This is a genomic window from Bradyrhizobium barranii subsp. barranii (assembly GCF_017565645.3).
GTDB classification, from domain to species: Bacteria; Pseudomonadota; Alphaproteobacteria; order Rhizobiales; family Xanthobacteraceae; genus Bradyrhizobium; species Bradyrhizobium barranii.
The window spans coordinates 5807741-5820735 of record NZ_CP086136.1 but is presented as its reverse complement, the minus strand read 5'-3'; the positions used below and the strand labels follow the sequence as shown (position 1 = coordinate 5820735).

The window sequence follows — 12995 nt, the reverse complement described above, 5'->3', positions numbered from 1 at the left end:
CGATTCTGTTTTCGATCTACGGCAGTAATGGCGAAGTCTTCCAAGCTGGTTGCCGCAAAACGCGGCAAGGTATTGTTGGTCAGACGGCGGTCGGACGGCCTGTGGATGTTCCCGGGCGGCCGCAAGCGTTCGCGCGAGTCCGACAAGGACTGCTTGCGGCGGGAGATCAAGGAGGAACTGCCCAAGCTGAAGCTCGGCCGGATCAGCCTGTGGAAGGAAGTGACGGCCAGGAATAAGCGCTCCGGTCGCAAGATGAGCGACGCGATCTTCATCGCCAAGGGTGCCAAGGGCAGGCTCGAGATCGGCGACAAAAAGGAGATCGACCGCGCCGCCTGGCAGAAGCCGCGCGGCATCCGCCTGACGCCGACCTCGCGCTACATCCGCGATCGGCTGTTTCCGAGCAAGCCGCGGCGCCAGTGAGGAGGGGGGCCGCGTCTTCGCGGCGGCCGGTGCGACAAATCGCCCGCTGGTCCACAACACGAGCCCGAAATCGACAGATCATCGTGCGGTCAGGTCGGCCTATCGTCGTGGTCTGATCGAGACGGCCCCAGCCAGCCGCTATTGCTTGACCGCCAGCGTGTCCAGGCAGTGGTTGAGATAGACGGTGCGATCCCTGGGCAGCACCTTGTCGAGATCGGCCTTCAGCGCGCATTCGCGTTGCCGCATTTGCTCGGCCCGGCGCTTCTCGGCCGCCTCGCGATATTCGGGGGCAACCTTGTTGGGATCGACCAGCGCCTGCGAGCGGGCGGGAGCGGTCACGGCGAGCGCGATGGCGGCGATGATAATGAGCTGCTTCAAATGAGCCTCCGTAAAAGGGCTCATGCTAGCGCGAGGGTAGCGAGGGCTCAAACGGCAAGTACGGTGAGGCGACAGATCGCGCAGCCTGCGTCCGAGAGGCTGTCGGCGGAGTCGGTTTCGACGACCTGAAGTCGGCTAAGTGAAATCGGCCAGTGAAGTCCATTCACTTCGAGGCGTGGTCGATCTTGTGCACGAGATGCCCGGTGTCGTGATCGCGACGCAATTGGCTCAGCGAGGTCTCGTTCAATTGATGCAAGACCTCGCTGAGCGGCGTCGCATCGGGATAACCGGCCGCAAATGCCTTTCCGTAGATCTTCCGCAACGTACCGACCAGCGTGTTGCCATGCTTCTTGCTGATCGCGCCATCCTTGTCCCGATGGCGGCCGTCCAGGCCCGGTTCCTTCATGTGGTTCTCCCTGTGCGGCGTCTGAAGCGCCTGGAGAGAGCGTGCTCCCAAACGAATTGGTTGGCAACGGTGCGGCGCGCGGGAGTTGAGCGGCGGTCCGCTCCATCGCAAGAGCGTCGCGTTCGCGCTTCGCTCTCCTAGCTGTGAAGCCGCGTCAGATCGCGGTGGGTCGGTCGGCGTATTACATGAGCGGGAACGGACTCGATTGGAGCCGATACGATGCGTCTTGTTTTGGCCCTGGGCCTCTTGATCGTCTTGTGCACGTCTGCAGACGCCGCGCACCACGCTCGTGCGCACAATCCTGCGACGCGCCATCCTCCGGTCGATCGTTTCGGCACGGAAGTGAATCCTCGCGTGCGCTTCGCGGTCCCCGGCTGGAGCGATGAAGCAACGGCGCGCTGGCTCAATAATGCCTCGTCCAACGTCGGCCGAGGCGGATAGCTATACCCGGGCGCGGTACGCGAAGATCGGCGGAGCCGTGTGAACCAGTTCACACTCGCGCTTCGAGACCGGTGCTATGAAGGCCTCATTGCTTTTACCGATTGATATTTTGAAAACGCCCCAGCGCTCCCTACCAGGCGCTGGGGTTTTCATTTCGATCACGATCACGATCACGGCTCGCGAAGCGTGATCGGACCGGACGGGTGATTTCTGAAAAGTGCCGAAGGGCGGGCGACTAAGCGGCTTGCTCCTCGAACGAGGTGTAGACCTCCCCAGCCGGATCGACGATCTGAACGTCCCAGCAGCCGTCTTCGACGAGCTCTCGGGCCTTCTTGAGGGCGGCCGCGAGTGACAGCCGCTTGAGGCTGACGACGCCTGCCGTGTCGAAACCGCTGATTTCAAACATGCCGTTCCTCCGGTTTTCCTGAATCTTACACCTTTCGAGGGCGTTGTCTCCCGGCTTTTGTGGCAAGGCCCATGGAACCGCAGCTGCAGTGTCCAGTGCAGCGCGGTGGCCGCCATCGTGCCATCGGCCGACCCTGATGGTCGTGGCGCTCCCGTCGCGTTCAGGCGTCATTCAGAGGGCTTGTCTATCTTGCGGCCTTGGAAGACCGCTTCGATGTTGATCACCACTATTGCGACAATCCTTGCTCTTCATGGCGGTGCAACGGCGCCTGCCGCAGCTGTCGAACGCCCGCTCGAGGTGCAGTATCGCGGCGTGCCGAGACATCCGTCGCCGTGCGGTGATCATTGGGATCAGAGCGCCCGCGACGGGATGTGCTATCCCAACGGCTATCTCCGTCCCGAAGACCAGGCGGCACTGCAGGGGTACTATCAGGGCCCGCGGCCTTACTATGGAATGCGCCGGCGTCCGGTGCCATGTGGCCACGGTGCTGACGTCGATATCCGCGACGGTGTCTGCTACCCCAACGGCACGGTTCCACTACAATTCCAGGACCGGCCAGAGAATTACTATCGGCGGTACTGAGGGACGGGCCGTCAGGCGTGAGGCCGGGTGTGCTCCGGATCAGTGTGCTCCTGATCAGCGTGCTCTTGATGAGCTAGCCGCGGAGCCGGTCCAGCGCCACGCTAAGCGGCCTGCTCCTCAAACGAGGTGTGCACGCGCCCAGCCGGATCGACGATCTGAACGTCCCAGCACCCGTCTTCGACAAGCTCTCGGGCCTTCTTGAGGGCGGCCGCGAGTGACAGCCGCTTGAGGCTGACGACGCCTGCCGTGTCGAAACCGCTGATTTCAAACATGCCGTTCCTCCGGTTCTCGTGAATCTTACACCTTTCAGGGGCCTTGTCTCTCGGCTTTGGTGCTTCGAAGCAGGCTGCCGCGTGACTCATTCCGTCCCTTCGCCCCCCGTAATCGGCCGGGGCGGCCGGGCCTGCCAGGCGGCCATGTCGCTAACGTGGAATTAATCCAAAATGCCCACAATTCTAGGCAGTTGTAGGTGGGTGCTGCGTAGAGGAGCCGTCGCGAGGACGTTCCGGCGTCGGCTTCCTGTTGCTCGCTCATTTGAGGTCAATGGACATGACCACGACATCCGAGGCGCAAGGCCTCGTCGAACAACTCGACCCCGCGGCGCTCGCGCTCGCAGTCGCAGCACTCGAGCCCGCAGCCCCGGAAGCTCCGGCATCGAGCAGGCGGTCCCGCCGGAAATCGGTCCTGGCACTGTCGGTGTGTGCCTTGGCCATCAATGGTGCGGCGGCGATCTATACATTGCCGGCCGATCTTCCGTCGCCGAATCTCAGCAGTCTGGCTGAACTGCTTCCGCGCCGGGAAGCTTCCGCGCCAAAGGCGGATCCGGTTGCCGCTGCCTTGAAGGACATTCAGTCGGCCCAGCAGCAACACACGGCTTCGCTGCAGGAGAGCAACCACGCCTTGCAGCAGAATGCAGCTCTGCTGCAGCAGGATTCAATGGTGCTGTTGTCTCTGCGGCAGAGCATCACGGACGAACGGGTGGATGTGAGGAAGATATCTTCGCAGCTGTCCACGCTCATTGCGAAGGTCGATACGCTGCAAAATGCAATGATGTCGGACGTCACGTCCTCGATCCGAAAAGCGAATGCGCGCTATGGACTGTCGGCAGCGATGCGGAAGCGGATGGTTCGGCAGTCGAAGTCTGTCGGGCCGGTTTCAGTTGGGGGAGCGCCGCTGAGTGTGCCGGCTGCGACGTCGGCTCCGGAAAGCTGAAGATAGTTCAAGCGAAGCAGTTGGCATTACTGGCCCTCAAGTTCACGTTGGCCGGTCTTCTTGTCATGCCAAGCAGGACACGATGGCAAGCACGACGTCTGCGCCTAGGTCCCCTGAGTACATCGTGAAAAGGATGCCAGCGCCAAGAACAACAGCAAAGACCTTCAGAATAATCATTTTGAGATCCCCTCGTGGGTGACGGGAGATTGGACCCGGATTGTTTCCTGAGTGCTTCGCGTGATGCGGCGAACGGTTTCATTCACCGAGGCGTTATCCGTGAGGGGCCGCTCGACTTGAAGCCCGCAACAGGGGCTGCTGCGCCCCGATGCATTTTCGAGATCAAGCCCGGGGGGCATCGTAATCGAACTGGCGCGCGCCAACGGTGACTTCAAAACTCTCTCGCAAGAGCGAGCGCAAGGTCTCAGTTGCTCCGTTCCGACCTCCAGCCGGTTTCCCGATGTGAAATGGTGGCGGTGATATCGGCATCTCTGCCGGCCGACTGGCGCCAGGCAGCCACGCCGAAACACACCGTCAGCGTTAGTGTCGTCAGCAATAGCAGCACGGACAGAAACTGGCTCACGCACACCCCCGGCAAGATCACGCGCGAACGCGCGCACATCTGGTTGATTCGGAAAATGCAGCCCGACTGACCTAGGGAGCGTTTTCCCCAAGGTTGCAGACCCGTGGACCAACACTCGTAGCCCTTGGCCACCGCGCTCAGGAGCCGGCTCCGCACGCACCAGGCTTCTGCGCTTCACAAGAATTGGCCGGCTATTGCCGTCGCCACGGCATAAGCTTTGGCTGGATGCTCGATGGCAGCCTCGCCGGCCGTCGCTCTATGATAGAGGCGATTGTCGGAGGCGGTGACTTCACAGCGATAATTGCTTGGATGGACCAGCGCTGTAGATCCCGTCCGACCGACCAAATTGGAATCGCAGCCCTAGATCTCGCGATGGAATTAGCTGGCAACGCAGCGAAGCGCTGACCCGCCGGTTCGCGCTGGCGGCCCCCCTTTAGAATTCGCTAGTTGGGGGGGCTGCCGCTCTTGGCCTTGGACGAATGTTTCACTACCGGTTTGGCCGGCGTGGCCGGCTTCTTCGCTTCGTCGCCGCGGGCAGTTCCCCACGGATCGACTGCCTTCTGGTTGGGAACATTGCCGAGGGAGCGTTGATAGGCGCGCTCGGCCCGAATGTCGTCCGCCTTCTCGGCCTCCGTCTTGTCCTTGGACTCGCCGTACATTGGAACATGGTCCTGAGCCAATGCGGTCTGTCCGATCAGGGCAAACATGACAGCGGCGGCGATTTTGCGCATCGAGAAACTCCCGGTTCTGCGACTAGCATAACATCGCGCCGATTGCGGCATCAATGCATCGGAGTGGCGTCCGGTAACGGCTGATGACGCATCGCCGCCGGTTGAAGCGGTAGAGATAAGCCCGCCGGCTCACAAGGTCGGCGGGGTTCTCTTGCGGGGCAGGCTAGTCATCATCCGCCGACGAGCCGTTAGTTCGCTAGTTGAGTGCGCGCCTGTTTGACATTGCGTGAGACGACACGATCGTAGGCCGATAAAGCGGCATCGGTCGCTAACTCAACCATTTCTCGATAGGCGCCGTCGTTCGTTTGAGTGAAGCTTTCGCGGATTGCTCTGGCAAGCTGTTCGTCTGAAACGGCGTCTCCCGGGGCCGCTCGTCCGGTGAGTCGGCTATACAGATTCAAGCGATACACGTCGGCGGCTATTTGCCAGGCCCAATCCTCCAGTTCCAGTTGTTGAACCACCCGGTCGACCCCTTGCTCTACGCGCAGAAAAATTGGGGTAGTCGACGCTGGGCATAGAAAAAACTAACTCAGGTTAGAAAAAAATCTGCCCTACAAATTCAGGTGGAAGCCGCCGCTCGAGGCGCGCGCCGGTTCAGGCGCTAACAAATACGCCGCCGGGCTCTAATACATTGTCCCGGCGGCGGTGTTCATTTCCAGCCCCGAGATGGGAACTAACAAAAACCTCGGATAGAGATTTTACGTACGAAACCTGGGAAGGTTTCAGGCTGCCGGTTCACGCTGGCGGGCCTTGGCGGGCCCTGCAAACTCCTGTTGATGTGGCCGAGGAAGCTGTCACATTACTTTGACAGACAGGTGCCAATTTGGAAGGCGCTGGGATTTCAGAGCCCAGACCGGAATACGCGGCGAACGCTGCCAAGCGAATATATTCCGCTTGTGCAGCGTTCAATATTCTCTCAATTTCGGGAGTTCGGCGTGTTTGATGCTGAAATGACTGCGCTGCTCAGGGCGGTGCTCGAGGAAGTTTGCGAAAATATTCCTGTAAGCGAGACGGGCGCCAGAGCGTACGTTGCTTCGAAGCTGCTCGATGCCGCGGCACATGGACAGTTCTCAACCGACGCGTTGAAAGCAGCGGGTCGCGAGGCCTTGAACCCACCAACGATGTGGCGCTGATTATCCGCTCCACGTCACTCGATCACATCGTATTCGAAGGCGACGCCCTCCGGGGCGTTCTCCTCAAGCCATCGTTCCGCGGCGTCCACCGTCGCGAAGACCTTGATGTGATCGATGTCGCCGACCTGCTTGGGGTGTTGCGCCGGCCCTAGTGGGGCTCTTTTCGCGCGCATGGAGCGCATCTGCCTGGATCTGGCGGACGGGGAGGGCGTGCTGCCGCTTGAGCGCGCCGGCCTCATGGCGATCGCGAGCAATTGCCGTGCTGCCATCCTCGACGCTCAGATCGGCAATCAATTTGCCAACACGGTGCCCACACACGGCTTTTTCGGTCGGCTTGTGATTTCGCTTAAGTTATTGTTTCGGCTTGGTGAGCGCGCTGGGGCTCGAACCCAGGACCCCGTGATTAAAAGAAATATGGCCAAGGGGTTTTCCGGAGCAATTTCAACGAAGCTGTCTACAAGACGCGCCCCCTTAACGGGCGATAATGGGCGGCCGGAGAGGGGGTTTGTAGACGCTCTCATGTGATGATCTTGAGGTTGCCGAGGACGTGCGGCCGGAGTTCTGCCCAGCCGGCCTCGAACTGCTGCATGGCAGCGCGCGCCAGCCGGAACTGGTTCACCCGCTTCGAATAGTGGTGCACCATCGCTGGGCTCATCTTGATGATGGCGGCGACCAGCGCCTCGGAGCAGCCGACCTCGAGGAGGTTGTTGACGGCGTTCTTCCGGATCCCGTGGAAGACGACGCGCTCCTCGCGGAAGCGCTTGAAGACGTCCCGGTTCAATTCCCGCTGCCAAGCCGTTTTGAACCCCTCATAGGTCCACGGCTCGCCGTCCTCCCGGAGGTGGAGTTTCTCATGATCCTGGCCAGTCGCCTTGATGATGGCCCGGTACTCGGAATGGATCTGGATCGGGACGATCCCGTTTGTCTTCTGGGCGATGATCGGCATCTCGCGGACGCCGTCCTGCGGCCGCTTCATCTCCACGACGTCGCTGATGCGCTGGCCGGTGAACAGGGCCGAATAGACCGGCATGTGGAGGCCGAGGCGGGCGTTGGCGAAGAAATGCTCGAAGGCCCAGGGCGCCCACGGCTCATAGGTGCCGTCCTCGTGCGGCTTCTCGGTCTTCTCGATGACGTTGACCTCGGCGTAGCCGCGGGGGATCCCCCAGTCGATCAGGCGAGAGATGGTGGCGCGGAACGCTCGGCCGGCAGAGGGCATGCCGAGCTCGGAGAAGACGTCGATCGCGGCTTGTGCATCGACGGTCGTCAATGCCCGCACCGGATCGTCGCCCCAATTCTCCTCGATCTCGCGGAAATGGCGGCTGTATTGCCCTCGGGTGGATTTCGAGAGCCCGCCGACACTGCGCCGGCCCGGCTTCCGCTTCGCGCCCGGCCGCGCTGCCGTCGGCTGCTCCTCCGCCGACGCCGACGGGTCGTTCCCCTTCAGCTTGAACGCGGCGCTGGCCTTGAAGTCGGTGATCAGCGCCCGGAATGTCCGGCGCTCGCCGGCGGCAAACTGCTTCGCGACCTCGACCGCTTTCTCCACGGCTGTCCAGAACTTCTCGGCGTCATCCGGCGCTGGCAAGTCATGCCCGCGGCCGGCCTCGTCGACGAACTTCCAATGCCAGATATTGTCGTCCCTGACGGCAGCCAGTTGCTCGCACAGCTTCGCCCGGGTGGCGAATTCGACGCTGAGGGGATCGGCCGGCAAAGGAACTCGCGGCCAAGCCTTCGGCGTGCCGCGGTAACGCTGATAGGCGAAATACCTGCGTCCGCTTGGCTTTTTCTCGCCGTGAACGTATCGCGGCAGGTCAACCATGCCCGCTCCGCTTCTTGGCCGCAAACCGCTCTCCCATGCTCCTGGCCGGGGCGGTAGGCTGCGCGGTGTCGGGGCGTCCCGTCAATGCCGGATCGGTTCCATGGCGGTCTTTTCTCCACCGGTCGATCTGCTCGAGGTCGAACATGCCGGTGTCCGGGTCGGGCGGAGGGAAGCCGCGCGCCTGAAGCCTCGGCAGGAGCTCGTTGAACCGGTCAAGGGTCAGGTGCAGGCGCCGCGCGGCCTTCTCCGGCGGGACGTCGCCGGGCTCGACACGGTACCGGACATCGCTGGGGCGGGGGCCGGTCATCATCAGCGGTTCACTCCTCACGCTTCGCCCGTAATTTACGCCGGCACTGAGCTCGACCGCCGCTGCCAATTCGGCCTGGCCACGGTCATCACCGGATTTTTGCGTTCGGCCGAGATTCATCGTGGTGCGCCCCTACGCTGCGAACAACCATTCCGCGGCGCGGACGTGGTCCTTCTCGGGATAGTCGATGAGATCCTTGGTGCGCAGCGCGCTCCGCGGATTGGTGTAGCTGGTCGAGCTCGGCGAATACTGGGCGCCCTCGGCCGCGGTCGCGTTCGGTACCGCGCGCGGATAATGGTGGGCGATGGAGGTCAGGATGCGCGCTTCTGGCCCGGGGAGGTTGCCGAGCACGAAGTCGAGCAACGAACCGTTCAGCTTGAACTCCACCGCTTTCGCGACACCAGCAGCGGTGAGGGCCAGGTGATCGGCCATCGGATAGTCGATAAGTCCGCCGGTCTTCAGTGCGCTGCGCGGGTTCGTGTAGGAGGTCGAGGACGGGCTGTAACCAGCCAGCCAGGCGATCTGGGCATTCGAGGGCTTGTCGTGGCCGAGCCGCCGCCACGTCGCCAGCGAGTTGAGAATGCGCTGTTGCGGGCCGGGAAGGGAGCCATCGCCGCTCGCCGCCGGCGTTGGGGCGCGGCCGGTGGGAACGGCCGCGGGTCTCGGGGACGGAGATGCGCTTGGAGGCGCAACAGGCGAGCCCGATTGGGTAAACTCGATTGTCTCGGCGGCTATGTTCTGCACGAGGGAGTCAGCGAAGCCTCGGACGGTACCGCGAACCTGCTCCTTCAGGGTCTCGTAAGCGACCTTGGCCTGGCTGGCCGCTTCCCAGAAGCCGCGCTCGTAGCCACGCCTGTCGGCCGCCGCGATCGCATCGGCGCTGGCATCTTCGTGAGCGGCCCAATTGGCCATGCGGGAATTCAGCCTGGCGATCTCGGCGCGCAGGTGCCCAGGGTCGTCGCTCTCGACCTGCTTGACGGCGTCGCCGATGATGGCGCGGAGCCGTTCGCGATCGACGGCCGCCGTCTTGACCTGCTGGTCGGCCATGTCCCCCGTCGGCGTCGCGGAGTTGTCGTATGTCGAGATCTTCGGAAACTGCCGGAGCTCAGCGACTTGGGCCTCGCCGCTGCAGATCCAGCCCGACCCGGTCTTGAGCGACGAGAGGGTCGTCGAGACGCTTTCGAAGGTCGTCTTGTCGACGTTGGCCTTCAGCCATTTCTTGACCGGCTCCTGGTCCGCCGGCGCCGTCAGGCGGTGTGCAATCATGGTGTCGCAGCTGCCGAGCACGGCGTTGTGCAGGGCCTGGGTGCGCTGGGTCAGCACCATCATCCGGATGCCTTTTGACCGGCCGGCCGTGGCCAGCTTCTTGGCATTATGAATGGCGAGGTTCTCGGCGCCGATGCCGGCCCGTTCCTTCGGCGCGAATTCGTGGGCCTCTTCGATGACGAGGTGCACGACGCCGCGCATGTGCCGCATCAGCGCCGGGACGAAGGTATTGAAGAATTCCTGCAGCCCTCCGTGCTTGAAGTCGGCCATATCGATGATGGAAAGCGGGAGCGCGCCGCTGGCGACGAGCTCGCCGATCGCCTTGCCGGCCGACTCATGCAGCGGGACATGACCGCGCGGCCCGCCGAGGATGTAAAAGGGTAGCCCGGCGGCTCGACCGTCGGCGCTCGACGTCAGCCCCCACCAATCCGACTTGATCGGATCCAAAACGCAGATCCTTGCCCGCGGGTTGTCGCGGAGGATCTGCTCGACGGCCAGCTTTGCCGTGCTGGTCTTGCCGCTTCCGGTCTTGCCGAGGAACGCGGAATGCTGCTCGAGCACCGCGGGCGGAAATGAAAACGTCATGCCGGCACCCCCTTGAATTCGATGAGTTGCGTATCGCCCCGGACGTAGAGCGGATGTTTCGGGCTGCCGCCGGCGTTAGTGCCGAGCGCGTACAGCGTGTGTCCATCGGCACGGAGAGCGCTCTCTACGTCGACCGCGTAATGCACGAGGTCGCGATGGAGGTTGCCCCAGGCGCAAACAATGCGCTGCGCCTCCTTGGCCGTGTTGCGGATCAGCGGCAGATTGCCCTTGCTGCACGGGACGAGGCCAGGCTCGAGTAACGCCTCCGGCTTCGTGGCGCGAAAATCACAGCAGTTGACCAGCACCATGCCGTCGAAGCCCCACTCCATCGAGAAGTCGATAATGCGGTTGACGGTCGGGTCGTCGATCATGGCATCCGCGACCGACGGATTCATGCAGATCCAGAGCACGAAGTTGTGCGGGAGCCGGGTGTAGGCGTTGAACAGGTTGATCCATTTCCGAGTGAGGATCAGCCGGTAGCAATCGTTCGGGCCGGCGAACATCGCATCGCCGGCGACGCCGTCGGCCAGGCGGAGGCGGGTCTTGCCGCCTGGGTTGTGGGGCGCGTTCATGCCGGCGCTCCGCTGCTTTCGAAGATCGGGCCCGGTGCCGCCTGAAGCACGGCTTTGCGGGATGCCGCCTCCCGAATGAGCAGGTCGTATTCGTCGGTGCCAGGGATGATGCGCTCCGCGGCGAAGGACTCGGCCTCGCCGAACCACCAGTTCTCAAGATCCTTGACTGTTGCCGCGGCGCGGACGCCGTCGACCCACTTCTTGATACGGGCATCGCGCTTCGCGGCGGCGCGCCGCTCGATCTCGCGCCTGACGTTCCATTTCCAATCTTCGCTGAAATCCTTGTCCAGCATCCAAGCCAGGAAGCCATCGTCAGCGGCCGACAGCGGCTTGCCGTCGAACTTGCCAAAATCGAACCTGGAGAAGACCGCCGGCTCGCTGCTCCAGCGTAACAGCGTCTCGATGGTCTGATACTCCAGCAGTTCGAGCAGGACCAACCCGCAGACGTAGGAGTCGGGCGCCGCGCGGTGTGGCGGAGATGCGCGCTCAGGATCGGCGGGCAGCTTCAAGGCGTAGCGAAGGGCCTGCAGTTTATGACTCTCAAGCTCGGGCCACTGGCGAAGGCTGCACTTCCAGGTACAGATCCAATCGGCCTGGATGAGGGGATCGAGATATTGCCGCTCGTAGTGCGCCGCATGCGCGGCGAAGATGATCTTGCCGTCGTCGCCGGGCACCTCGACCAGCATTCGCCAGCGGTCGGCCCAAGGCAGCGCATCCTTCACGTCCTCATCCGTGATGTGGTGGATGCCAGACGACTCCGGCGGGATCGGCCGCGCCGGCCGGACGAACGACTGTTTGCTGACCGAGGACAGTCCCCAGATTTCGCTGACATTTCGGAGGTCGGTGAAGCCGATCTCGATGACCTCGTCGGAGGCATCAAGTCCGGTCGTCTCGAGATCACACGGGCGAATGATCATTCCCGGTTCGCTTTCTGGCGCGCAAGTCGCGCGTCCGTGACGAGTTGCTTGTCTTCGACGAGCTGGTAGAGGGCGTTGTAATTCCATGTCGTGTCTCGGAAAACGCGACCGTCTTCTTCATCGCCGGAAAGCAACGGCAAAATGTCGGCGAGGATTTCCTTGTCCTGGTCGGTCTCGAGTTTGAATCGGTCGATCGCGTATCGGACGCGATAGAATCCCTCGGACCAGTCGCCGCGGGTGTCCTCCATCGCGAGGGCAAGATCGAGCCTCTTGTCGCGGCCGCGCAATTCCTTCAGGACATCGCTCCACTCCGCGTCATCCTTCATGCCGTAACGCAGGATGATCTTGGCAAATTCGATATTCTCGAGCCTCTCGGCGCGCTTGCGCTGCTCCTCCGCCTCGGCTGCTTCACGGGCGATATCATCGGCGCGCGCCGCCTCTGCGGCGAAAGCATCGTATTTCACCTTCAGCCCGTTGTAGGTCACCGTTGCAGATGCGAAGCCGTCGTCGATCGGGACCGATCGCTTGATGTCCCCGATGTAGCCAGCCTCATTGGTGATCGTGCGTCGAAAACTACGAGGGTTCTTCGTCTGGAAGGACTTTGGCATGCCGACCTTCGACATGAAGATCTCGATATCGGCCCGAACCAGCTTGTTGTTCTCGATCGCCGCGGCGTTGCGCTCGTGCGCCTCGACGTCCTTCTTGCGCGCGGTTTCCAGTGCCTCAGTGGCATGAGCCGCGACACGCTTTGGCGTCGGCTCACCGAAGCGAATATAGCTGGCGTATGACTGCGGGCTCGCCATGCAGCCGCTGACGGCACCACATTGATCGACCGGCATGATCTTTCGATCCGTCATGACCGCGCCGGCTCCTGCATGAGCTCTTCCATGATGTAGACCATGGCGCCCATGACGCTGCGGAACGTCAGCGCCTCGCGCGGATGCGGACGGTGTGGATTCCAACGCTCGTCATAGACGAAGACATTCCCCGGTTCGCCGCGGATACGAAATGCGCGCTCGCGTTCGCCGTCGCGCGCGCTGGTCGTGCCCTCAGGATGAGCCGCCTGCCACGCTGAGGCAAAGCCCGGGCATTGTTTCGCGTAGATGTCCCAGTGGCCTGGGTTGCGATAGCCGACCGAGAAACCAAGCGGGGAAAACGGTTGGGCCGCATCGAAGAAATGTTTCTCGGCTGTCGCCTCGCGTGCTCGCGATTCCGCCCCGGCCAGCTTTTCGTCCAAAGTTGC

General features: G+C 62.5%; 18 protein-coding genes and 1 tRNA gene. 4 read left to right on the top strand and 15 right to left on the bottom strand.

Annotation, left to right across the window (positions count from 1 at the left end; genetic code table 11):
- Positions 1–27 precede the first annotated feature (27 nt).
- Entirely contained in the window at positions 28–420 is a 393-nt protein-coding gene (locus J4G43_RS28115) for an NUDIX hydrolase (protein WP_028152127.1), read from the top strand.
- Between the two features lie 138 nt (positions 421–558).
- Here J4G43_RS28115 and J4G43_RS28110 read toward each other — a convergent pair whose 3' ends face one another.
- From J4G43_RS28110 to J4G43_RS28100, 3 genes are all read right to left on the bottom strand, one after another.
- Positions 559–798: a hypothetical protein gene (locus J4G43_RS28110; protein ID WP_208086960.1), complete on the bottom strand. Its 240-nt coding sequence runs from the start codon at positions 796–798 to the stop codon at positions 559–561.
- Between the two features lie 163 nt (positions 799–961).
- A complete protein-coding gene (locus J4G43_RS28105; RefSeq protein ID WP_208086959.1) occupies positions 962–1204 on the bottom strand; it encodes a hypothetical protein in 243 nt (80 codons plus the stop codon).
- Positions 1205–1880: 676 nt separating this feature from the next.
- Positions 1881–2051 (bottom strand): hypothetical protein, encoded by a 171-nt coding sequence (locus J4G43_RS28100; protein ID WP_208086958.1) that lies wholly within the window; start codon positions 2049–2051, stop codon positions 1881–1883.
- Between the two features lie 213 nt (positions 2052–2264).
- On the opposite strand from J4G43_RS28100, the gene J4G43_RS28095 reads away from it, so the two are divergent.
- Complete coding sequence (locus tag J4G43_RS28095; RefSeq protein WP_208086957.1) at positions 2265–2633, top strand: hypothetical protein; 369 nt, start codon at positions 2265–2267, stop codon at positions 2631–2633.
- 101 nt (positions 2634–2734) lie between these two features.
- Here J4G43_RS28095 and J4G43_RS28090 read toward each other — a convergent pair whose 3' ends face one another.
- Positions 2735–2905 (bottom strand): hypothetical protein, encoded by a 171-nt coding sequence (locus tag J4G43_RS28090; protein WP_208086956.1) that lies wholly within the window; start codon positions 2903–2905, stop codon positions 2735–2737.
- Positions 2906–3176: 271 nt separating this feature from the next.
- On the opposite strand from J4G43_RS28090, the gene J4G43_RS28085 reads away from it, so the two are divergent.
- Entirely contained in the window at positions 3177–3845 is a 669-nt protein-coding gene (locus J4G43_RS28085; RefSeq protein ID WP_208086955.1) for a hypothetical protein, read from the top strand.
- Positions 3846–4868: 1023 nt separating this feature from the next.
- Here J4G43_RS28085 and J4G43_RS28080 read toward each other — a convergent pair.
- Positions 4869–5156 (bottom strand): hypothetical protein, encoded by a 288-nt coding sequence (locus tag J4G43_RS28080; RefSeq protein WP_063983198.1) that lies wholly within the window; start codon positions 5154–5156, stop codon positions 4869–4871.
- A 188-nt stretch (positions 5157–5344) separates the two neighbouring features.
- Entirely contained in the window at positions 5345–5617 is a 273-nt protein-coding gene (locus tag J4G43_RS28075; protein ID WP_208086954.1) for a hypothetical protein, read from the bottom strand.
- Positions 5618–6091: 474 nt separating this feature from the next.
- On the opposite strand from J4G43_RS28075, the gene J4G43_RS28070 reads away from it, so the two are divergent.
- Positions 6092–6289, top strand: coding sequence for a hypothetical protein (locus tag J4G43_RS28070; RefSeq protein ID WP_225005167.1), 198 nt, complete (start codon positions 6092–6094; stop codon positions 6287–6289).
- A gap of 14 nt (positions 6290–6303) precedes the next feature.
- Here J4G43_RS28070 and J4G43_RS28065 read toward each other — a convergent pair whose 3' ends face one another.
- From J4G43_RS28065 to J4G43_RS28025, 9 genes are all read right to left on the bottom strand, one after another.
- Positions 6304–6462 carry a hypothetical protein gene (locus J4G43_RS28065; RefSeq protein WP_208086953.1) on the bottom strand — a complete coding sequence of 53 codons (159 nt, stop codon included), beginning with the start codon at positions 6460–6462 and terminating at the stop codon, positions 6304–6306.
- Positions 6463–6654: 192 nt separating this feature from the next.
- A tRNA-OTHER gene (locus J4G43_RS28060) sits at positions 6655–6758 on the bottom strand.
- A 48-nt stretch (positions 6759–6806) separates the two neighbouring features.
- Entirely contained in the window at positions 6807–8105 is a 1299-nt protein-coding gene (locus J4G43_RS28055) for a site-specific integrase (protein WP_208086952.1), read from the bottom strand.
- Positions 8098–8532: a hypothetical protein gene (locus J4G43_RS28050; protein WP_225005166.1), complete on the bottom strand. Its 435-nt coding sequence runs from the start codon at positions 8530–8532 to the stop codon at positions 8098–8100. Before J4G43_RS28050 ends, J4G43_RS28055 begins: the two co-directional genes overlap by 8 nt.
- A 12-nt stretch (positions 8533–8544) precedes the next feature.
- Positions 8545–10263, bottom strand: coding sequence for a helicase HerA domain-containing protein (locus J4G43_RS28045; protein WP_208086951.1), 1719 nt, complete (start codon positions 10261–10263; stop codon positions 8545–8547).
- Positions 10260–10835 (bottom strand): DUF1643 domain-containing protein, encoded by a 576-nt coding sequence (locus J4G43_RS28040; RefSeq protein ID WP_208086950.1) that lies wholly within the window; start codon positions 10833–10835, stop codon positions 10260–10262. Before J4G43_RS28040 ends, J4G43_RS28045 begins: the two co-directional genes overlap by 4 nt.
- Positions 10832–11752 (bottom strand): 3'-5' exonuclease, encoded by a 921-nt coding sequence (locus J4G43_RS28035; protein WP_208086949.1) that lies wholly within the window; start codon positions 11750–11752, stop codon positions 10832–10834. The genes J4G43_RS28040 and J4G43_RS28035 overlap by 4 nt, the downstream gene beginning before the upstream one ends.
- Positions 11749–12609 (bottom strand): hypothetical protein, encoded by an 861-nt coding sequence (locus tag J4G43_RS28030; RefSeq protein ID WP_208086948.1) that lies wholly within the window; start codon positions 12607–12609, stop codon positions 11749–11751. The genes J4G43_RS28035 and J4G43_RS28030 overlap by 4 nt, the downstream gene beginning before the upstream one ends.
- Entirely contained in the window at positions 12606–12989 is a 384-nt protein-coding gene (locus J4G43_RS28025) for a hypothetical protein (protein WP_208086947.1), read from the bottom strand. Before J4G43_RS28025 ends, J4G43_RS28030 begins: the two co-directional genes overlap by 4 nt.
- Between the last annotated feature and the right edge of the window lie 6 nt (positions 12990–12995).